The following is a 19,975-nucleotide window of genomic DNA, read 5'->3' as shown; positions in this document are numbered from 1 at the left end:
ATGTGAGGGTGTTCCTATGCAAAAGAAAGGTGGTAATTCGCACGAAGACAAAGCGTGTGATATTGGTTTTATCGGTTTAGGGGTGATGGGTAGTAACCTAACCATGAACCTAGTAGACCATGGCTATCGTGTCGCGTGTTTCGATTTAGATCAAAACAAAGTTGAGTCAATTCTGGCTAAAGACGCAAGCGAAAGAGCCGAAAATACTGAGCCTCGCGTTGAAGGCTGCAGCTCTTACACCGAGCTTTTAAGCAAGTTAAAAGCCCCGCATCTAATCATTATCTCTGTGCCAGCTGGCGCCCCTGTTGACCACGTATGTAATCACCTTATTGACGCGGGAATTCACGCTGACGATATCGTGGTTGATACTGGCAATAGCTTGTGGACCGACTCAGTAGCCCGCGAAGAGCAGTATAAAGGTAAATTTATCTTCTTCTCTACCGCTGTGTCTGGCGGTGAAGTGGGCGCGCGTTTCGGACCGTCCTTAATGCCATCAGGTAACCCTTATGCGTGGACGCGTATTGAGCCAGTGCTTAAAGCCATTGCGGCAAAAGTTGACCCTGAAACAGGTAAACCATTAGAAAGCCATACGCCAGGCCAGCCTGTGTTAGAAGGCGAGCCATGCGCCACTTATATCGGTCCCGTTGGGGCAGGGCACTACGTAAAAATGGTGCATAACGGTATTGAATACGCCGACATGCAACTTATTTGCGAAACTTACCATGTAATGCGCGAAGCCCTTAAAATGACGCCTGCTGATATTGCAGAAGTGTTTCGAAATTGGAACGAAGGAAAGTTAAACAGCTACTTGATGGAAATCAGCGCTGAAGTCCTCGAGCAAATGGACCCTGAAACGCAACAGCCATTAGTTGATGTTATCTTAGACAGAGCGGGCCAAAAAGGCACGGGCCTTTGGACTGCAGTAAGTGCATTACAAGTAGGTAGTCCTGCACAGACCATTACTTCTGCAGTATTTGCTCGTAGTATTTCGAGCTTGAAAGAAGAGCGTGTAGCGGCAAGCGAAGTGCTTGCTGGCCCAGATACGCCTACGTTTAGCGATGATCAAAAAGCGTCTATCATCAATAAGCTAGAACAAGCGCTTTATTGCTCCAAAATCTGTGCCTATGCACAGGGTTTCCAGCTTATGGCAATGGCGGGTAAAGAGCACGGTTGGACGCTAGAGTTTGGTGAAATAGCTAAAATATGGCGTGCAGGCTGTATTATTCGCGCTGTATTCCTGCAGTCTATATCTCAAGCCTACGAAACGAATGAAGACTTGGCTAACTTGTTATTAGACCCGTTCTTTGCAGAGCAAATTACGCAGTATCAGGCTGACTGGCGTGAGTCTATCGCTCAGGCGACACTGGCTGGTGTACCGTGCCCTGCAATGATGTCGGCGCTTAGCTACTACGATTCATATCGCTCTGCAGTGCTACCAGCTAACTTATTACAAGGTCAACGGGATTACTTTGGTGCACATACTTATCAGCGTGTAGATAAGCCTGCAGGCAAGAAGTATCACATTGAGTGGAGTGATCCAGCACGACCTCAAACTGCTATCAAGAGATAGCATGAGCTAAATACTGAGGCAAACGTTCATTTTTGAGCGTAAACTATGAAAAGGTGTATTTGTATTCAAATACACCTTTTTTGTTTAAGAGGTAATTTATGTCGACAGGTAAGAACCCAAACGCATCACAGACTGAAAAGGACTGGAAAACTGAGCTTAGCGAAGAAGAGTATTATGTATGTCGCGAAGCCGGCACAGAGCGACCTTTTACCGGTGTGCTGCTAGATGAACAACGAGATGGCCTATACGTCTGTAAGTGCTGTGAAGCACCACTTTTTCCTTCAGATACTAAGTTTGATGCCGGCTGTGGCTGGCCTTCGTTTTATAAACAGCTTGATGACGGCAACGTAGATTATAGAGAAGATTTAACGCACGGTATGCGCCGGGTCGAGATTTTTTGTAAACAGTGTGGTTCACATTTAGGCCACGTATTTCCAGATGGACCAGCGCCAACCGGCCAACGTTATTGCGTTAACTCGCTATCTATGACGTTTAAAGGTGAAGACGATATAAAAATCAAAGGCTAAATACTTTAATTGAATCGCGCTTCTATCTATATAAGCGCTAATTAAGGTAAACATCTGATTAAAATTTAACCTTGTGGCAAGTGCCTTTAGACCTAGTTAAAAAAAACCGCCCATAAACGGCGGTTTTTTTAATTATTTACTAATGAAATTGTGTAATTGAATTTCAAAATTCTAAAGTTTGTTGAGTTTTAACGAGGTTGCATCAAACGTAGCGCTGTTTAAGCTACTGACTATTTCATCGATGATATTATCTAATATCTCAACAGGCAGCGCGTATCTCTGGCCAAGCTGAATGCGCTGTGTCTCGTCAAGTCGGTCATCATAATGTTCAGCAACGCCATACCAAACATAGGCAAGGCGAAAGTTATCTTCATCCATTCCCATTGAAGCCAGTGAGTAAAAGATACTGACATCAATATCGTCACTATCCGTGTATAAACTCAGCGCGCGATATAGTGTGCTGATGGTGCGTTCTTGGTCAGTTTTTATTTGTACAGAAGCGAGTTCGACTAACAATTTAGGGTCGCTGACAAGGTTGCTCGCTGCATAGCGCTCGAAGCGATGAAAAGCATCTTTGTCGTTATAGCGAGTCCAATGGTAGTAAGAAAGATAAGGGTCAAGGGAGTCTTTCGTTTCCCGGCTTAGGCGTTTAATTTCACGCTGTGCAGTAATAACGCCCTTAAGTCTCGTAGCCTCTTTACCTTTTCGTTTAACGTGTTCGATATGTTGTGCTTCTTCGACGCATACTAGGTATTCCTCAAAGTTTAAAAGGAGAGGGTACTTATAAGCCTCGTCTTTTGAATCTTGATTGTAATAACGAAGGCGAATGATCTCGGCACGCTCAGCGCGACAGCGCGCATCTAAACTCAAATCTGTGCAAATCTCACTATGAGATTCACAAATTTCACTGATAGTAGGTTCAAAAAGATCGCCACAACCGGTGAGTGTTGCCGCTGCTGCCAGCCACATAGTCGTTACATAACCTTTTGTTGGAAACTTACTAAATAAATTCGTTGTTGTACGAGTTTTCATAGAGGTTTTGAAACTTATCAACAATTTGGTCTTCCTTGCTTGTTTATTTAAGATACTGCTCGTCACCGTCAGGCGAAAACTCACCTAGTGTACCCTAAAAATAATAAAAAGCTGACGCGTAATTAGGAATAGTTGAGAGCGTTAGTGCCAATCAATAAATTGGCCGCGCATACAACAATGACAACACCGTTAATTTAATATCGATGAAGGCAGAAGCATGAATCAACAGTTTGAGCAGGAATTACAAAGCAGCTGGCAAGAGCGTCAGGAATACGCAGAAATGATGTTGCCCCTTATTGGTAAGTTATACCGTAATAAGGCAGTTGAAATTTCAGTTTATGGACGCTCGCTACTGAACGCCAGTGCTATTGATGTTATTAAAGCGCACCGCAAAGTGCGTCTGCACGAAGGTATTAAACTACGCCTACGCGAAAGCTACCCAATTTTAGAAGCCCTGAGTAACATGAAGCTTGCTCCGGCACAAATTGATATTGGTAAATTAGCTTTTGATTTTCACTACGGTTCTGCGGTCGACAACAACGACCTTACGGCCTACCTTAACGAAAAACTAAACGACGTTGCCGACAAAGAGGACGATCAGAAACCTCAGGACGTTGTACTATATGGTTTTGGCCGTATAGGTCGTTTACTTGCTCGCTTGCTAATTGAGCGTCAGGGTAAAAACAACAAGCTTCGCTTACGTGCTATTGTGGTTCGTGGCGGGCGCGATGGCGACTTAGAAAAACGCGCAAGCTTACTGCGCCGCGATTCAGTGCATGGGCCATTCAACGGCAGCATCACAGTTGATCACGAACGTAACGCGCTAAAAGCAAACGGTTCATACATTCAAGTCATTTATGCCAACAGCCCAGATGAAGTGGATTACACTCAATATGGTATCGATAACGCTATCATCGTTGATAACACAGGTATTTGGCGTGACCGCGATGGCCTTGGCCTACACCTTAAAGCTAAGGGTGCAGCGAAAGCTATTCTTACTGCCCCGGGTAAAGGTGATATTAAGAACATTGTACACGGTGTAAACGACGAAGAAGTCACACCAGAAGACACAATTGTATCTGCTGCAAGCTGTACGACTAACGCAATAACGCCGGTACTTAAAGCGCTTGACGAAGAGTACGGTATTGAAAACGGTCACGTTGAAACGGTTCACTCTTACACTAACGATCAAAACCTTATCGATAACTACCACAAGGGCGACCGTCGCGGGCGTAGCGCGCCACTTAATATGGTTATTACCGAAACAGGCGCAGCAAAAGCCGTCGCAAAAGCCTACCCGAAGTTGGCAGGTAAGCTTACCGGTAATGCTATTCGTGTACCTACACCAAACGTATCGCTAGCGATTTTGAACCTAAATCTTAAGACGCCGGTGGATCGCATTGCCGTCAATGAGTTCTTGCGCGATACCGCACTGTTTTCAAAGCTTCAGCATCAAATTGACTACACGGCAAGTAAAGAGATCGTGTCTACAGACTTGGTAGGCTCACGTGCTGCATCTGTGGTTGACTCTCAGGCGACCATCGCAGCAGACAGCCGTTTGACACTTTACGTATGGTATGACAATGAGTTTGGCTATAGCTGCCAGGTATTGCGCGTGGTTCGCGATATGGCGGGGCTAAGCTTCCCTACATTGCCACTTTAAGCGACACGCAATTTAATTAACTGTATAAAAAACCGACCCAAGTGGTCGGTTTTTTGATGGTGTAAACATTTTGTATACTCTTGATAGTACAAAACCCGCTGTGTGCGTGGAATTTGTGTTTACGTCTATGCTAAATTAGCGCTCAAATAATGAGGAAAACGACAGTCTATGCATATTTCCAGTCAATTCGACAGCGGTAACATTGAAGTTGTTAGCGCACAATCACCAGACGATATCCGTCTAACCATCCCTAATGACAACCAATCTGAATTTGCTCAGTGGTTCCATTTTCGTTTAGTGGGCGAAACTTTTGTTACGCACACAATGACGATTGGTAATCTGGCTAAGTCAGCGTATCCAGAAGGTTGGAAGGGATATAACGTTCTAGCGTCTTACGACCGTCAAACTTGGTTTAGAATTCCTAGCGAATTTGACGGTGACAATCTTACGTTCTCACTAACGCTAGAACAGCCAAGTGTGTACTTCGCGTATTTCATTCCTTTTAGCTACGAACGTCACCTTGACCTTGTACACGACGCGCAGATGTCACTACTGTGCGAGCACAAATTCCTAGGCCTTACCCTTGATGGCCGTGATATGTCTATGCTGGTTATCGGTGAAGAAACACCAGAAAAGAAAAAAGTCTGGATCACGGCACGTCAACACCCTGGCGAAACCATGGCCGAGTGGTGTGCCGAAGGTATTATTTACCGTCTGCTCGACGAGCAAGATGGTTTGGCGCGACAGTTGCTTGATAATGCTGTTTTCTACATTGTGCCAAACATGAACCCAGACGGCAGCGCACGTGGCCACCTGCGTACCAACGCTGTAGGAACCAATCTAAACCGTGAGTGGGCAACGCCTTCGCAAGAAAAAAGCCCAGAAGTACTTTACGTACTGAATGCAATGAGCGAAATTGGTGTAGACATGTATCTTGATTTGCACGGTGATGAGGCATTGCCGTACAACTTTGTCGCAGGAAGTGAGGGTAACCCTAGCTATAATGACACCATCAAAATGCTTGAAAATACGTTTAAAGATGCGTTGTTAAATGCAACGCCTGAATTTCAAGACGAGTTTGGCTACGATAAAGATGAGCCGGGTAAGGCTAATTTAACCGTGGCTTCAAACGCGGTGGGCGAGAAGTTCAAGTGCATGGCGTACACGGTAGAAATGCCATTTAAAGACAACGCAGATGTACCAGACGACATCTACGGTTGGTCGGTACAGCGCAGCCGCCAATTAGGTGAAGATTTACTTATTGGTGTGAATGCGGTTGTTAAAAAGCTAAAAGCATCAGAGCAATAAAATAAGAATTAGGAAGCGAAAGCTTCTGCAAAAAGGCCTCGACAAAAAGAGGCCTTTTAATTATTAAAATAAAACAACAATTAAACATAATAAAAAAGGGGAATAACGTTGGAAGGGTTATATGGTTTTCTAACTATGCTCGATGGATTCTTAGGGGGCGCGTTCTGGTTTCCTTATGTTCTATTAGGCGTAGGTCTTTTCTTTACGGTTTATCTTAAGTTTCCACAAATTCGTTTCTTCAAACACGCCTGGCAGGTTGTTACCGGTAAGTTTGATAAAGAAAGCGATCCAGGTGACACCACGCACTTTCGTGCACTAACTACTGCACTGTCTGGTACCGTAGGCACAGGTAACATCTCAGGTGTTGCTTTCGCTATTTTCCTTGGTGGTCCTGCAGCACTGTTTTGGATGTGGGTGACGGCTTTCTTAGGTATGACGACTAAGTTTGTTGAGGTTACCCTGTCACATAAATATCGTGTGAAAACTGAAGACGGCACCATGGCCGGCGGCCCTATGTATTACATGGACCGTCGCCTAAACATGAAGTGGCTTGCCGTAGCGTTTGCTGTTGCCACAGTAGTAAGTTCATTTGGTACGGGTAACCTTCCACAAAGTAATGGTATCGCGCAAAGTATTGAAGCTACTTTTGGCTTCGAGCCTTGGTTGGTTGGGAGTGTATTGGGTATTCTTCTGGCGCTAGTAATTCTTGGCGGTATACAGCGTATTGCTGCGTTTACAGCGCGGGTTGTTCCGGTTATGGCCGTAATCTACCTTATTGGCGCACTTGCCGTGATTTTCGCAAACCTAGAGAACATTGGGCCTTCCTTTGCCGCAGTTATTGGTGATGCGTTCACTGGTTCAGCAGCTGCAGGTGGCTTTTTAGGGGCTTCTCTAGCTTATGCGTTTAACCGTGGCGTTAACCGCGGCCTGTTTTCGAACGAAGCGGGTCAGGGCTCTGCACCAATCGCTCACGCAGCAGCAAAAACAAAAGAGCCAGCGTCAGAAGGTATGGTTTCACTACTTGAACCTTTTATCGACACCATTCTAATTTGTACTGTTACTGGTTTAGTTATTCTGTCGTCAGGCGTGTGGAAAGAAAAACATGAAAACGTTTTCGATCGTTCAGATATGTACTTTGTTGCAGGTCAATACGACGACACGAATCAGGATGACGTAAACAAACTATATGGTTACCTGAATGAAATTGAAGGTAACAATGTAGAGCCGTACACAGGGTCAATTACCGTTGTAAACGGCACGGCTGTAAGCGATGGTTTTACGCTACTTAACGCTAGATCTGTCGCAGAAGACGTGAAGTATGCAGTAGGCAGTGAAGACTTGTTTACTGGCACGCTTAAGATTGTCGACGGAAAGCCGGTTAAAGAGAACCTTGAAGTAAGCGGTAAGTCACTGGTTCACTCGGCAGCGCTCACCACTATAGCCTTTACTCGTGGTTTCTTTGGCGATGCAGGGCAGTATATTGTCTCAATTGGATTAATGTTATTTGCTTTTTCAACCGCTATTGCTTGGTCTTATTATGGCGATCGCGCTATGACCTACTTGTTTGGACCACGCTCTGTAATGCCGTATCGCGTTATTTACGTAGCGGGCTTTGTTTGGGCGGCATTTTCTGATACCACCCTTGTTTGGGCGCTTTCTGCCGTGGCTATTGTAGTAATGACGCTTCCCAATCTGTTTGGCATCATGCTGCTATGTAAAGAAATGAAAGAAACGGTCAATGACTACTGGTCTCGACACAAAAAATAGTATTTAAGCTACTTTTAGTACTTTTTTCGGGTATTTAGAAGAAAGAGAGTACGGAAAGCTAGCCTGTAAAAATGCGCAGTGGTGAACTTTGTACAAAAGTTAACACCCTGCGCATTTTTGTTTTGTAACGAAGAGGGTATTCAACAGAATCGACTTCATTGTTGTGTTGAACTTCAGTATGATACCCGTCCGCGTAAAATGTTGGCGTACTTAATCACGCTTAAGCATTTCTAGTTCGCACCCAGTAAACAGGAGCAACATATGGCATTAGTTGACTGTCCTTCATGTAATAAGAAAACGTCTGATAAAGCAAAGACGTGCCCTCACTGCGATTTTAAAATCGGAGACGCTACCTCAGAAGATATAGAGCGCAAACAAAGCTTACAAAGATTTAAAAAATTAGCGAGTATCCAAAACCAGTCGCTTATTGCTATGCTGATATTTGTTGCGAGTTTTGGCTTCATGTATTGGGGCGGGACACGCCCGGGCGATTTGCAACATAATTTAGCTATTTTGGGCGCTGTGGTTGGCTTTGTATGGTACTTAGTAAATCGCGCGCGAATTGTTTACATAAAGCGTTTTTCCTAAATGAATATAGAAGCACTTGTAGCCAGTATGACGCCGGAGATTTACGAGCGTCTGCGTCAGGCAGTTGAAACCGGTAAGTGGCCAGATGGTACACCTTTGAATGACGAGCAAAAAGCAAGCAGCATGCAGGCCGTGATGCTTTATCAAGCTAAAATAGAAAGGTCCTCTGAACACATGACCGTAGGTGAAAGCGGCGAAATTGTACATAAAAGCAAAGCCGACTTTAAACGCTCGTTACGCGACGAGCAGGAAGATAAAAATACAATAGCGCGGTTTAAACAGGATGATATTTAGTCGTATATTTGCGCCTTCACACCAAAGCCCAAAGCCTGAGAAACGGATGCAGGCGATTGAGAGTCTCTCTCCCGACAAGGCACAGGAAAAAACAATACTTCACGAACTGGCATTTAATGATGAAGAGGCAAATGTCAGTCTGGCAGCGCTTGAAAAGCTAAACAGCTTTGTGTTGTGGCTCAAAATGTCGCAAATTGCAAAGCAATCTAGGGTTAAGAAAGCCGCTGAAAAGAAGGTGAATGCTGCTTTATTAGGCGAGGGAGATGTTAGGCTTTCACGTCAAGAGATATTCTCGTTTTTGACAGAAACAGCCAACCCTGACTTAGTGGTACAGTTAGTGCCGCAAATGTTGAAGAAAGAGCCTAGTCTTCTACAAGATGATGCCCTAGCTAGCGCGCTAATTGAAAAAGTGGGTAAGCCCTCGTTTACTCAATTTATCTTTTTAGAGGGAGCAAGCGCTAAGCTGCAAACTCAGTTGATTAACGCACAATCAGAGGTTTCAGAGCTACAGAAGCTTGCCAAAAAAGTGTCAAGTGATGCGCTTGTAGAGCAAATTAATGCGCGAATTGACGCTATTAAAGAGGCTGCAAAGCGTCCAATTGAGCTTAAAAAGCAGCTAACGCTGGTGCTATCTAAATACCAAGCATTACTCGATAAGTCAGACGTTGAAACTATTGAAGAGAAACGCAACGAGTTAGAAAGCGAGCTAACTGGATTATTTGCACAAATTGATTTGCTTGTTGAGGAAGAACGCGCTGATTATGAAGAAAAGCGCGCTCGTATAACCGAACAAGTAGAGCGATATGTAAGCCGTATTCGCCCTGCATGGGAGGAAAAGCAACAAGCTTCGCAACGTGCCAATACCAAAGCTTTATGCGAACAGCAATTAACTCATGCGAAAGAGCAAGTTGCCTGGCTATACAACAATCGTTTATGTGAAGCGACGCTCGCCGATGTGGCTACCGTTAACGAAAGCGTTCGCGGCGTAGAGGCTACTCTAGAACAGCTTACTCGCCTTGGCAGTGAGCTTACGGCCGAGAAGCGTATTGCAGAAATTAAGCGTGAGGTTGATACGTTAAACGACCAGCTTGATCGCTTCTCCATGCAACAGCAATACGGACAAAAGCTGCTAATTAAGCTACAACAGCTTGAAGATATCGCCGCCAAGATTGTTTCTGAAAATGATAGCGATAATGTGCAGGTCAATCGCGATTCAGATGCCAAAGATGAGGTGGCCCCTGCTGCTAGTGAGGAAAGCGTAGCAAGCAGTGAGACGGTCGAACAAGACACCTTGCAAAGCCTTAAAGCTCAATTTGACGAAACAAAACAAGCGTATAAAGCGCTTAGTGGTGAAATCGACGCTGTTCCTAAAGCCTTGTCTAAGCGCTTTAACACTGCCAAAAACAGTGTAAATGCCAAAGAGCGCGCGCAGAGAACGAAAGAAAACGAGCACATTAAACACGTTCGTAAACACATTAGTGTGATTGATAACTTAATTGCTCAAGGTAAGTTTCGCGTTGCTATTTCAAAGTTTGCCAAGCTTCAAGACACTTACTCTGCAATGCCAAGCTCAGCAAAAAAGAGTGTGGAAAAGCGCTTTGTGAAGACTGCAGATGATGTGTCGCGATTGGAAGGCTGGCAGGATTACCTTGCAGCGCCGCGTAAGCCAGCTCTTGTGGCAGAGGCCCAAGCACTGGCAGATGTTGCTCCTGATAACATTAAGCAAAGAAGTAACGCCATCAAATACTTGCGTAAGCAATGGTTATCGCTAACACCGTCATCGTCAAATAACGACGAAAGCAGTGATGATGCATTGCAACAGCAATTCGATGCTGCCCTTGAGAAAGCGTTTGAGCCATGTAGAGCACATTACGCTAAGTTAGACCAACAACGCGCTGCCGCGCGGGAACAGCGTGAATCCATCATTAATACAGTCAAGGCAATGGATATTACTATGCCTGAAGCTGAGTTGGTGAAGGTATTTGATAGAGCATCTAAAAAGTGGCACAGCGCAGGTCAGGTTGAGCGTGAAGTATATGAGGAGTTGAAACAAGAATGGAAGACGGTTTCTTCGCCTATCCAAGCTAAGGTGACTCAGTGGCAAAGTGATAACCAGACACAAAAGCGTAGTTTGGTTGCCAAAGCTCAACAGCTTTCAACCGAAGAGGATATAACAGACGCTGCCGACAAGGCTCAGCAGTTACAAAAGCAATGGAAGCAAATAGGTCACGCTGGTAAACGGGAAGAGAGTAAGTTGTGGGCAGAGTTTAAAGCTGCAAACGATACGGTTTTTGAGCGTTTAAAAGCGCAGCGTAAAGTGCAGAGTAATGCATCTAATGAATTAGTTGATTCTTTGCTGACGCAAACTGAGGCTATCGATATCAACAGTGATGACGCAAGCTTTACTCAATCCGTCAATGTTGTACAAGCTCAGCTAAATGAACTGCCTAAAGCACTGCGCAATAAAGTTGAACGAAAGATAGACGCTATTGAAAACAAACGCGAGACACTGGTAAAAAATGCACAGTCGCAGGCTCGCTTAGCCCGAGCTCAAGCGCTTGTCTCATTACTTCAGTTGAGCGCTGGCGAAGCCGGTATTGATGAACGGGCTGATGAACAATCGTTAGCAGAAACGTTAGGTAAGCGGTGGTCAAGTTCACTTGGTCAGTCTACTGGCAGTACAGCGAGTCAACACGATAGACAGTGGTTGACGGTGGCATTAGAAGTAGCAACAGGAATGCCTAGCCCAGATGGTGATGCTTCGATACGTTCTAGCGTACAGTTACAAATGATGACGTCTAAGTTGGAAAAAGGAGAGGCGGCGACCGCTCCCGATATTCTTGCTGACTGGTTATCCTACGACTCAATAGATAAAGTGGACAATAATCTGCTTCAACGTGTTGTCGCAGTAATTAATGCTCACCCTGAAATTGTGGCTTAAGCGGGAAAATAAATGGAAAACAGTGTTGAGTTTCAATTTGAAACCGAAATGTCAGCGTATCGTTTTTTAAATACCGTAAAGCATATTGATGCTGAAGGGTTGAGAGTTAAATTCGGACGTACCGACCATCACGTAAGTGTACAGTATCGTTATGGGATAGGGGAGTTTGATTCTACGCTATCTACACTGGATGACCTTGCCCGAGAGTTAGGTGGTGAAGAAGTCTCTTAACGAGAAAATTAGACATAATAGGTTAGATCAATACATACAAGAAGGGCCAGACATTGTCTGGCCCTTCTCTTATAAAGACGTGATTAACAATCTTTATCTTCGGCGTTTGCGCCTTCTTTCACATCTTCACAAGCGTCTTCAACGGCGTTACCTGCATCGGTAACCATCTCGTCTAACTCTTCGCCTGCGTCTTCCGCCTCACCGTCACCGCATGCCGCTAGTGATAGTGCAAATGCTGATGCTACTAGTACCTTTGATAGATTTTTAAATGAAAACATATCCTTACTCCTTTTTCCTATATAAAATTTTCTTAGGCCCTTGGTGATTTTCCACGTAACGCATTAGCGATAAGTGAAATTACTAACAACGCGATAAACACAAAGAAAAGAAACTGTGCTATACCTGTTGCTGCACCTGCGATGCCTCCAAAACCAAAAACTGCTGCAATAATGGCGATGATAAAAAATGTGATTGCCCAACCTAACATAACTAGATCCTCGTATTGCTTCCGTTACTTTCACAATAACTAATGCTATCTTTATGCCTGTTTTTTAAGTGTATGAATTATATAGATTAAGTTTGTTTTAGATTGAAATTTTGAAACGTAATTTTCAGTGGCAGGAGTCACGATTACACAAGCGAATGCATTTTTTACATGATAGAGCAGAAGCCGTTTTCTCATCATTTGATTCAAAACGTAAAAAGGGGCAAAGCGAAAGAGAAAAACGCTTTGCCGATAAAAGGGAGGAGGTGACGCCCCTCATAATCTTAGAAGATTGGGGACTGAGCGTTACCTAGTTACCATTTGGGTTGTAGGGTAACGAAGATTGGTGAGCGACAATACGCAGGTCTCCATCACTGTCTTTCACATAGGCAAAGGTGTACTCTACTTTTGTTTCTCCGCCCTTAGTGTCAGTAAAGAAGTAGTTACCCATCGCCACCGCCATCCGACAACTGTTATTAATAATTCCTACATTGTCGAATTTCACGTTTGTATAAGGCTTAATTGCAAAACCCTTATCTTCCTGATAAGCGTCATTTCCACCGACAAAGTAAGAAAGCGCTGCATCAAAGCTTGAACGGAACTGATCATTTGCTGCAAGAGTTGGTTTAAACAGCACACTACTTAAATCATATCCGTACATGTCCTGGATAAAATCAGCCGCTTCGCCAGAGTAATCACCGTCGTTACTAAACACTGCGCCAATACGTACAATGCCTTCACCCCACATCTTTTGTGCTGCTACAACTTCACGCTCTGTAATACATTCATCCGAATACAGTAACGCATTGTCTAGCGCCTTAGCTTTCAATACACCCACGTTCGAAGTGGCGGTCTCATTCATTTGCGGTTTGGCCACTGCACTGCAGCCTGTTACTAGCATAATCGAAGCTGCTACAAGCGTTGTTTTTGTCATTAGCGAGTTTAGCTTTTTCATCGCGTGACTCCTCAGTCATTTGCAAAATAAATACGTGTTATTACCTAATTAAATTGCTGGGAGCAGAAGCTGTATAACGTTGTAAAAAGCGGTCTACAAATCTGCTCTGCAGTTCATGGGTTTAATGATAGCTGGCTTGGATGACGGAGACTTTTGTACAACATTAATAGAAGATTAATGGGTCATTAAAAAATGAAGGTGTTCAGACATGTATCAGTTCTGAACGAATGAATGTCTCATCTATCATGCTGGTAAGTGTGTTTTATTGTCGCATTACTTCATCGATATTACGTGACTTATGCGCAAATTTATTTGTTTAATTGCATACGAAGGAATGGAATTACTCGATTTTGCTGCTCCTCAGTCTGCTTTTTATGAGGCACTTCAGGGAATGGATGATAGCTATGAATTTAGGGTAGTGGGCTTTAGGGCGTTCCACAGACTTGCTCGTGCATATAAGCTATGCTTTTCAGTAACACTGATTGCGTACCGAAAAGCATTTTGTCAGAACACTGATGATGCAGTTTATAGATGAACAGAATGACGTGCAGCTAATTTGTATTCTTTGGCTCTAGAGGCTGTGACAGCACTTCTAAGACAGTAAAGGCGTTTTTACCTAAACGAGTTTTATCATTCGCCATTTTTACATCAATAGTAAAGTAGATGTCGTTAATCTGAGTATTTACAACATCGTTTGAGCTTGGGGCGGCCATCGGTTGAGCAACTTCCTCACAGCCTGACATAGTGCATTGCCTATCTGTTTGAAATATTGCTGGCTCATTTTTGCCAGCCGTTACTTCCCGCGCTATGACAGGCTTTTTATCAATATTTGTATTAATCACCTCTAGATAAGTAAAGCCTTGCTCTTGTGCGACTTCTGCGGCGCGATATAGAGCGTACTGCTGTACTCCGTCGGCCGGAGTTTTATCAGTCGCTTTAAAAAGAACCTGATACTGATTTGCAGATACTTTTTCGCTCGAATAACCATATGAGGCTCTAGAGTTCGCTGATTTGTATGGGGTAGGGGCAGCTACTGGTGTCGATGAACACCCTACTATCGCGAAGCTTAGTGCCGCACCTACTGTGGCAAAAAGTACGCGGCTACTTTTAATTTTACTTTTGATGTTCATCTCACAAATTCCTTAATACTGTGATTACTGAAACAAAGAGAAGAGTGCGGTTCTACCTAAAACCATTAAAGCGCGATTGCGCTTTGCTTTTGGCTTAGCGTCTACTGCACCCTTATAAGCTCCAACAGAAGCTATGCCAAGTAACGTCTCCGGCTTACCCATCATTAACGAACATTGCCTTTTTGCTTGTGTAAGTGCAACATCAGCGTGATGTTTTTGAGAAAAATAGGCATGCTCCTTTTGCGCTATGTCTCTCATGTTCGCTTTCAAAAAGATGTTCATAGTACTCACCTCACTATTGTTGAAAAGGCTCAGTTAAAAGCCGCGGTTAAAGGGCTTAATCAAAAAAGATCTACTCGCCTTCCCGTATGTGCCTTATCAGAAGACTCTACGCCACGTCTGAATCAATCTGCTTAAACTTAAATAGTTAAACGCATTCTGAGCAAGCTTAAAGAAACCAAATGCCGCAAGACTATTAAGTACTAATAATACAAGTGGTACCACAACGTAGTGCACGCCAGCATTGTGAAGTATAGCGCCTATAGCAATATTTAAAATAAGCCAACAAACTGTACCAACCGCGAATGCTGCAAGGCATGCAAAAACAGTGACGAAAAAACTCTTTTTGACAAGCATGAGTTCACTATTGGTGAGCTCAAGAAATGCAAAGCCTTGTTCTTTTCTTTGAGAGAATGCTTCTTTGAACGCGTTGACAACTTCAGAGAATGACGGGTCGGGGTATTGTTGCTGGGTTGACTGCTCGTCAGATGCTGACGCTGTGGGGTTACTTTCTCCTGTAGCGTTTACATGCAACTTCGCCTGCGCCGGGGGCGGCGTCAGGCGAAATGGATTTTCATGGCACGTGCTATAACGCGCTTTGTGAAAATCTGGTGCTTTCATAATATTACTTCTTACGTAGAAGCGATGTTACTAGCATACCCGCTGCAAAAGCGATACCTGCAGTCGTTACAGGGTTCTCAATTGCATATTTACGTACTTTTGACGCCTGCCATTTCTGCTCTGCTAGACGCTTTCGCTCTGACATGTTTTCGGCAGATGATGAAGCAGTACGACGAATTTTTTCTTCTGCCACACTTGCACTATCTGCAAGCTTGTCTACTGATGCATGAAGGGTGTCTTTCAGTTGATCCGTTACTGGGTGACTCGGTTCAGCCACACCGTTAGTGCTGTTAGTTTTAACGGTTTGTGGTTTTGCTGAAGCTTGTGTAGCCATAATACTCTCCTTAATATTTTGGGTTCACAATAACTATTGCAACGGCTGTACCAATAGAATAATTCCTTAATTTACAGAGGGATAGGTGGTTTGAGTTATTTGGAAGGGTGAAAGGTTTGCAAGAGAAGCGCGTTATCCTTGCAAACCCCTGTAATATTTTCTTAGTCGTTAAAACGAAAGCTTAGCTTCCACCTACGACGGATGCGAGGTCATCTTTTGAAACCGGCTTAAGCAGCGCGCTATCTATTCCTATTGCGTCCATTGCTTCTTCTTCGGCTTCGTGCCCACTAACTATGGTAAGCGAAGCATTTGGTAATTGTTTTTTAAGTTCGCCAGCGAGGTCGTAACCATTGTAATCAGGTAGGGTTAAATCCATTAATACGTGGTCAAAGTCATTATCTTGCGCTGTGCTAAGCGCATCAACACCACAGTACTCGGTGGTGACTTCATGACCTAAATGTACTAAAAACAACTGCAATAGCTCTGCTGCATCTTCATCATCTTCAATTACTAAGATACGTTTACTAGAAGGGCTTCCGTCACCTTTTTTCTGAGGGGGATCTTCAGCTGCTATGCCTATATTCGTATTGCGTTCAAATCCATCGCTTGATGGTATGTTTTCCTCTGGTGCGTAAGGTTTCTGTATCGGCATGTCAGCAACCTGTGCTTCCACATTGGTAAAAGTAACGTGGTCGCCAGGCGGAAGGTATTGTGAAAGAAGTTGAGCTAATGCAAAGCGGTCTATTGGTTTACCTATAACGTCATTAAAGCCTTCACGTATTAGTGATTCTCTCAGTCCTTTACGACTCGCTGCGGTAACCGCAATAACGGGAATATCTTTACCATGACGACGAATAGCGTGTAGGGCCTCAATGCCATTCATCACAGGCATGTGAATATCCATAAGAACGAGGTCAAAAGGTCGATTGTGTTCGTCGGCCTGTAATACCGCTTCCAGTGCTTTGACACCGTTTTCTGCGTAACTAATGTCTGCCTGAGACTGACTTACAAGATGACCGGTAAGGCGCCGAATTTCTCTTAAATCATCAACAATTAGCACTCTACCGGTAACATTCAAATCGATACTGCTAGACTCAACGGTTTGTATCTGACCAAGCTCTAAGTCGACAAGAGGTTGTTTGGATATATCGCCAGGGTCAATATCGAAGGTAAACGTACTGCCTTCACCAAGGCGAGATGATACATTTATATCGCCGCCAAGCTTGGTGACAAGCTCTTTACAAATAGCTAAACCTAGACCAGCACCACCATGATTAGCGCGCATCACATCTTCAATCTGCTCGAAGGGCTGGAAGATATTGATTAGTTTGTCTGGTGGCATACCTATGCCGGTATCGTCTACGGAAAATCTAAGTAACTGCGGCTTTTCACTATCTGTTGAATTTTCATCAAGGGTAATAGTGAGTGTGATACTGCCTTTATCGGTAAATTTTACCGCATTGGAGATCAGGTTAAGCAGCACTTGGCGAAGTCGAGTGGGATCTGTCTTAATAAATTCGGGAATTTTTGTATTCGAAACCACATTTAAACTCAGCCCTTTATCCTTGGCATTCAAACGCATTAACGAGTGAATATCGGTAAGGAAAGCAGATAAGTTAACATCTTTAATATTTAGTTCTAGCTTCTCGGCCATTATCCGTGACATATCAAGTAAATCATTGAGCAAGCTCAATAAGTGTTTGCCGTTTGAATGAATTATTGATAGCTCTTGCTGAAACGGGCTGTTTCTTGCGTCATCTATGAGAAGTTCTGTGTACCCCAAAATAGAGGTAAGAGGCGTGCGCAATTCATGGCCAAGGTGAGCAAGGAACTTGTCTTTCGCTTTGTTTTTTTGTTCAACTTTGTTGCGTTCAATCCGCTCGTTTTCTATATCGCGACGTACCATGGCGTAGCGGATAGTGCGCATAAAGCGCGGCGATTCTATCTCCGATTTCTGTAGATAATCTGCGGCCCCTGCGCGCATTACCATTTCATCTACTGTAGCGTCAGACTGACCTGTTAAAATAACCACAGGCAGGCTAAATTGGTTCGACTTCAGAACACCCAGAACATCTATGGCATTCTCTGCGCCCAACAAGTAGTCAAGCAAGCATAAATCAAAGTCTTCCGTCTTCAGCGCTTCTATGGCGTCAAGACTGTTTGTCACCCAGGTCAACTCAAACTTAGGTGACTCACATTGTTCTAGATAGTCAGAAGTTAAGAAGTAATCATCTTCATCATCTTCAACCAATAGAATTTTAATAACCTCTGACATCTAGTACCTCTTTTACTCGTGTGGTAACTCTACGAACTCGATCCAATAACGGCCTAAAGCACGCATCAGTTCAACCAGCCCTTCAAAGTTAACTGGTTTGGTAATATAAGAAGCGCAACCAAGGTCGTAACCGCGTAGCATGTCCTCTTCTTCTTTCGATGTTGTTAAGATAACAACGGGAATACTGCGTAGTTTTGGGTCGTTTTTAAGTTCCTGGAGTGCTTCGCGACCATCTTTTCTAGGCATGTTTAAGTCAAGTAAGATGAGGCTAGGGCGAGGAGCAGACTCAGGATCTGTGTATTTTCCCTCGTGACGGAGAAACTCTAATAATTCCACACCGTCTTCAACACAAAATAAATTATTTAGTACGCGACTTTCTTGCAGTGCGTCGACGGTCAGTAAGCGATCATCCTCATCATCATCGGCCATCAATATATTTATTGGCTGGGTTTGTTTACGCGTCATTGTGTGTCTCTCCATTATTGTTGTTGGAACCAAACGGCTCGCTATCCACCGGCATTATTATTGTAAACGTGGCCCCGTGACCTTGCGCGCTCGTGGCAGTAATCTGACCATTATGTCTTTCTACTATTCTTCGACATACGGCAAGCCCTATGCCCGTACCTTTATACTCACTTCTACCGTGAAGGCGCTGGAAAGGAGCAAAAATTTTCTCTGCGAACGACTGGTCAAAACCAATACCATTGTCGGTAACCGTAATTTTTATCCAATCGTATTCCTCAGACATGAGGATATCTTGGGTATCTTTTTCGCTTGCTTCTTGTAAAGTGATTTTGACAACGGGTGTTACGCCTTCACTTTGAAATTTGAGTGCATTAGAGATCAAGTTTAAAAACAACTGCTCAAGTTGTGTCTTATCACCTCGAATAATAGGCATCTTTTCGCTTACGTCTATCTGTGCTGATTTTTCATCAATGGCGATTTCTAAATCATCTAATACGCTTTGTATAACGTTATCTAAGTCTACTTCACTGAAATCTTTGCCACGTGTTGAAACACGAGAAAAAGCGAGAAGATCGGATATGAGCATCGACATGCGCTCTGCGGCGTTTAGCATTCGCGCTAAATAGTCTCTGCCTCTCTCATCAATGACATCGGTGTACCCCGACTCAAGACGGTTACCGAACGCCCGAATTTTGCGAAGTGGCTCTTGCAAGTCGTGTGAAGCAACAAAAGCGAAATCTTCTAACTCTCGGTTACTTCGGGCTAACTCGTCGGAGTAAAGGCTAAGTTCTTGTGTCCGCTCTTCTATGCGATTTTCTAAGTCCTCATTTACAGATTCAAGATCAGCCTGATACTTCTCGTGCTCTCGCGAGTTAATTTTCAGCAATAGAAAAACGGCAATAACGAGCAGCAGGGTAGTAGCGGATGAGATGATTAAGGTATTGACCGAGTCTCTTCGCAAGCTCATCAAATTTGCTAAATGTGTACCTTGCATACCACGTTCAGAAGTATCAATTTCACGAAATAGCTCTTCGAAACGTCTGTAAAGGTCAATACCTTTATCACTCTCAACTAGTTTAATGGCCTCTTTCTGTTTTCCTTCCTTTATAAGCTCAACGACTTTAATAACTTCGTTGATCTTTGCCTTGGTTAGGTAAAGCAATTCCTCAATTCTTACAGATTGTTCCTCTATATCAGACGAAAAAGAGCTTACTTCTACTTCGTCCATTAACTCGCCGATAACGCCAAGTGTTTCGGTGTAGTCAGTTAGATATTCTTCATCGTCAGTAAGCATGTAGCCTCGTTGACCAGACTCCACCCGAAGTACAGCTACATGAAGCCTATTAACTGCATTAATAACCCGATTAGTTGTAAATAATCGCGCTTCAAGTGCTGACAGGTCGTTAAGCGTACTCACTACATAAAAAGAGTTTGCTGTCATAACAACAATGATGACTACAACCAAAATTATCCAGCTGTAAATGGAAGACAGAACTTTAGAGATCATTTAT

Annotated in this window: 21 protein-coding genes; 10 read left to right on the top strand and 11 right to left on the bottom strand. The window is 43.8% G+C overall.

All coding sequences use genetic code 11. The features are described 5' to 3' along the window. The first annotated feature begins 16 nt into the window (after window positions 1–16). Together gnd and msrB are read left to right on the top strand one after the other, a co-directional pair. Window positions 17–1,570 (top strand): NADP-dependent phosphogluconate dehydrogenase, encoded by a 1,554-nt coding sequence (gene gnd, locus PCAR9_RS11685; protein WP_179983748.1) that lies wholly within the window; start codon window positions 17–19, stop codon window positions 1,568–1,570. A 98-nt stretch (window positions 1,571–1,668) separates the two neighbouring features. Beyond that, complete coding sequence (msrB, locus tag PCAR9_RS11680; RefSeq protein WP_179983747.1) at window positions 1,669–2,097, top strand: peptide-methionine (R)-S-oxide reductase MsrB; 429 nt, start codon at window positions 1,669–1,671, stop codon at window positions 2,095–2,097. A 171-nt stretch (window positions 2,098–2,268) separates the two neighbouring features. Here the strand turns inward: msrB and PCAR9_RS11675 are convergent, their stop codons facing one another. Then, a complete protein-coding gene (locus PCAR9_RS11675; RefSeq protein WP_179983746.1) occupies window positions 2,269–3,153 on the bottom strand; it encodes a DUF2989 domain-containing protein in 885 nt (294 codons plus the stop codon). Window positions 3,154–3,346: 193 nt separating this feature from the next. Here PCAR9_RS11675 and PCAR9_RS11670 point away from each other — a divergent pair, with 193 nt between their 5' ends. The 7 genes from PCAR9_RS11670 to PCAR9_RS11640 all read left to right on the top strand — a co-directional run bounded on the left by PCAR9_RS11670 (window position 3,347) and on the right by PCAR9_RS11640 (window position 11,921). Beyond that, window positions 3,347–4,792 (top strand): glyceraldehyde-3-phosphate dehydrogenase, encoded by a 1,446-nt coding sequence (locus PCAR9_RS11670; RefSeq protein ID WP_179983745.1) that lies wholly within the window; start codon window positions 3,347–3,349, stop codon window positions 4,790–4,792. A 168-nt stretch (window positions 4,793–4,960) separates the two neighbouring features. Then, entirely contained in the window at window positions 4,961–6,100 is a 1,140-nt protein-coding gene (locus PCAR9_RS11665; RefSeq protein ID WP_014949839.1) for a M14 family metallopeptidase, read from the top strand. Between the two features lie 108 nt (window positions 6,101–6,208). Then, window positions 6,209–7,867 carry an alanine/glycine:cation symporter family protein gene (locus PCAR9_RS11660; RefSeq protein WP_179983744.1) on the top strand — a complete coding sequence of 553 codons (1,659 nt, stop codon included), beginning with the start codon at window positions 6,209–6,211 and terminating at the stop codon, window positions 7,865–7,867. A gap of 261 nt (window positions 7,868–8,128) precedes the next feature. Continuing rightward, complete coding sequence (locus tag PCAR9_RS11655; protein WP_118494035.1) at window positions 8,129–8,455, top strand: zinc ribbon domain-containing protein; 327 nt, start codon at window positions 8,129–8,131, stop codon at window positions 8,453–8,455. Beyond that, window positions 8,456–8,749, top strand: coding sequence for a YeaC family protein (locus PCAR9_RS11650; RefSeq protein WP_179983743.1), 294 nt, complete (start codon window positions 8,456–8,458; stop codon window positions 8,747–8,749). Then, entirely contained in the window at window positions 8,739–11,690 is a 2,952-nt protein-coding gene (locus PCAR9_RS11645) for a DUF349 domain-containing protein (RefSeq protein WP_179983742.1), read from the top strand. Before PCAR9_RS11650 ends, PCAR9_RS11645 begins: the two co-directional genes overlap by 11 nt. 12 nt (window positions 11,691–11,702) lie before the next feature. After that, window positions 11,703–11,921, top strand: coding sequence for a hypothetical protein (locus PCAR9_RS11640; protein ID WP_179983741.1), 219 nt, complete (start codon window positions 11,703–11,705; stop codon window positions 11,919–11,921). A gap of 83 nt (window positions 11,922–12,004) precedes the next feature. On the opposite strand, the gene PCAR9_RS11635 is transcribed toward PCAR9_RS11640, so the two are convergent. The 3 genes from PCAR9_RS11635 to PCAR9_RS11625 form a co-directional block, all read right to left on the bottom strand. Beyond that, complete coding sequence (locus PCAR9_RS11635; protein WP_025255565.1) at window positions 12,005–12,199, bottom strand: hypothetical protein; 195 nt, start codon at window positions 12,197–12,199, stop codon at window positions 12,005–12,007. Window positions 12,200–12,231: 32 nt separating this feature from the next. After that, on the bottom strand, window positions 12,232–12,408 hold the full coding sequence (locus PCAR9_RS11630; RefSeq protein WP_118494051.1) for a DUF1328 domain-containing protein: 177 nt from the start codon (window positions 12,406–12,408) through the stop codon (window positions 12,232–12,234). Between the two features lie 307 nt (window positions 12,409–12,715). Further along, window positions 12,716–13,360, bottom strand: coding sequence for a metal-independent carbonic anhydrase family protein (locus PCAR9_RS11625; protein WP_179983740.1), 645 nt, complete (start codon window positions 13,358–13,360; stop codon window positions 12,716–12,718). Window positions 13,361–13,658: 298 nt separating this feature from the next. On the opposite strand from PCAR9_RS11625, the gene PCAR9_RS11620 reads away from it, so the two are divergent. Then, complete coding sequence (locus tag PCAR9_RS11620; protein ID WP_179983739.1) at window positions 13,659–13,895, top strand: type 1 glutamine amidotransferase family protein; 237 nt, start codon at window positions 13,659–13,661, stop codon at window positions 13,893–13,895. Window positions 13,896–13,911: 16 nt separating this feature from the next. On the opposite strand, the gene PCAR9_RS11615 is transcribed toward PCAR9_RS11620, so the two are convergent. From PCAR9_RS11615 to PCAR9_RS11585, 7 genes are all read right to left on the bottom strand, one after another. Then, a complete protein-coding gene (locus tag PCAR9_RS11615; RefSeq protein ID WP_179983738.1) occupies window positions 13,912–14,490 on the bottom strand; it encodes a CC0125/CC1285 family lipoprotein in 579 nt (192 codons plus the stop codon). Window positions 14,491–14,514: 24 nt separating this feature from the next. Then, a complete protein-coding gene (locus PCAR9_RS11610) occupies window positions 14,515–14,772 on the bottom strand; it encodes a hypothetical protein (protein ID WP_179983737.1) in 258 nt (85 codons plus the stop codon). A gap of 96 nt (window positions 14,773–14,868) precedes the next feature. Continuing rightward, entirely contained in the window at window positions 14,869–15,390 is a 522-nt protein-coding gene (locus PCAR9_RS11605; protein WP_179983736.1) for a hypothetical protein, read from the bottom strand. A gap of 4 nt (window positions 15,391–15,394) precedes the next feature. Next, window positions 15,395–15,724 (bottom strand): DUF883 domain-containing protein, encoded by a 330-nt coding sequence (locus PCAR9_RS11600; protein ID WP_179983735.1) that lies wholly within the window; start codon window positions 15,722–15,724, stop codon window positions 15,395–15,397. Window positions 15,725–15,905: 181 nt separating this feature from the next. After that, complete coding sequence (locus PCAR9_RS11595) at window positions 15,906–17,999, bottom strand: response regulator (protein ID WP_179983734.1); 2,094 nt, start codon at window positions 17,997–17,999, stop codon at window positions 15,906–15,908. Between the two features lie 12 nt (window positions 18,000–18,011). After that, window positions 18,012–18,464 carry a response regulator gene (locus tag PCAR9_RS11590; protein WP_179983733.1) on the bottom strand — a complete coding sequence of 151 codons (453 nt, stop codon included), beginning with the start codon at window positions 18,462–18,464 and terminating at the stop codon, window positions 18,012–18,014. After that, entirely contained in the window at window positions 18,454–19,971 is a 1,518-nt protein-coding gene (locus PCAR9_RS11585; protein ID WP_179983732.1) for a sensor histidine kinase, read from the bottom strand. Before PCAR9_RS11585 ends, PCAR9_RS11590 begins: the two co-directional genes overlap by 11 nt. Between the last annotated feature and the right edge of the window lie 4 nt (window positions 19,972–19,975).

Origin of the sequence: Alteromonas macleodii (genome assembly GCF_903772925.1) — a bacterium.
Classification (GTDB): domain Bacteria; phylum Pseudomonadota; class Gammaproteobacteria; order Enterobacterales; family Alteromonadaceae; genus Alteromonas; species Alteromonas macleodii_A.
This window is presented reverse-complemented; position numbering and strand designations above follow the sequence as displayed.

Coding starts and splice junctions, on each gene's coding strand:
- PCAR9_RS11670 (WP_179983745.1), top strand. CDS start 3,347: ATGAATCAACAGTTTGAGCAGGAATTACAAAGCAGCTGGCAAGAGCGT.
- PCAR9_RS11665 (WP_014949839.1), top strand. CDS start 4,961: ATGCATATTTCCAGTCAATTCGACAGCGGTAACATTGAAGTTGTTAGC.
- PCAR9_RS11595 (WP_179983734.1), bottom strand. CDS start 17,999: ATGTCAGAGGTTATTAAAATTCTATTGGTTGAAGATGATGAAGATGAT.
- PCAR9_RS11650 (WP_179983743.1), top strand. CDS start 8,456: ATGAATATAGAAGCACTTGTAGCCAGTATGACGCCGGAGATTTACGAG.
- PCAR9_RS11600 (WP_179983735.1), bottom strand. CDS start 15,724: ATGGCTACACAAGCTTCAGCAAAACCACAAACCGTTAAAACTAACAGC.
- PCAR9_RS11620 (WP_179983739.1), top strand. CDS start 13,659: ATGCGCAAATTTATTTGTTTAATTGCATACGAAGGAATGGAATTACTC.
- PCAR9_RS11630 (WP_118494051.1), bottom strand. CDS start 12,408: ATGTTAGGTTGGGCAATCACATTTTTTATCATCGCCATTATTGCAGCA.
- gnd (WP_179983748.1), top strand. CDS start 17: ATGCAAAAGAAAGGTGGTAATTCGCACGAAGACAAAGCGTGTGATATT.
- PCAR9_RS11610 (WP_179983737.1), bottom strand. CDS start 14,772: ATGAACATCTTTTTGAAAGCGAACATGAGAGACATAGCGCAAAAGGAG.
- PCAR9_RS11625 (WP_179983740.1), bottom strand. CDS start 13,360: ATGAAAAAGCTAAACTCGCTAATGACAAAAACAACGCTTGTAGCAGCT.
- PCAR9_RS11640 (WP_179983741.1), top strand. CDS start 11,703: ATGGAAAACAGTGTTGAGTTTCAATTTGAAACCGAAATGTCAGCGTAT.
- PCAR9_RS11635 (WP_025255565.1), bottom strand. CDS start 12,199: ATGTTTTCATTTAAAAATCTATCAAAGGTACTAGTAGCATCAGCATTT.
- PCAR9_RS11645 (WP_179983742.1), top strand. CDS start 8,739: ATGATATTTAGTCGTATATTTGCGCCTTCACACCAAAGCCCAAAGCCT.
- PCAR9_RS11605 (WP_179983736.1), bottom strand. CDS start 15,390: ATGAAAGCACCAGATTTTCACAAAGCGCGTTATAGCACGTGCCATGAA.
- PCAR9_RS11655 (WP_118494035.1), top strand. CDS start 8,129: ATGGCATTAGTTGACTGTCCTTCATGTAATAAGAAAACGTCTGATAAA.
- PCAR9_RS11585 (WP_179983732.1), bottom strand. CDS start 19,971: ATGATCTCTAAAGTTCTGTCTTCCATTTACAGCTGGATAATTTTGGTT.
- PCAR9_RS11615 (WP_179983738.1), bottom strand. CDS start 14,490: ATGAACATCAAAAGTAAAATTAAAAGTAGCCGCGTACTTTTTGCCACA.
- msrB (WP_179983747.1), top strand. CDS start 1,669: ATGTCGACAGGTAAGAACCCAAACGCATCACAGACTGAAAAGGACTGG.
- PCAR9_RS11590 (WP_179983733.1), bottom strand. CDS start 18,464: ATGACGCGTAAACAAACCCAGCCAATAAATATATTGATGGCCGATGAT.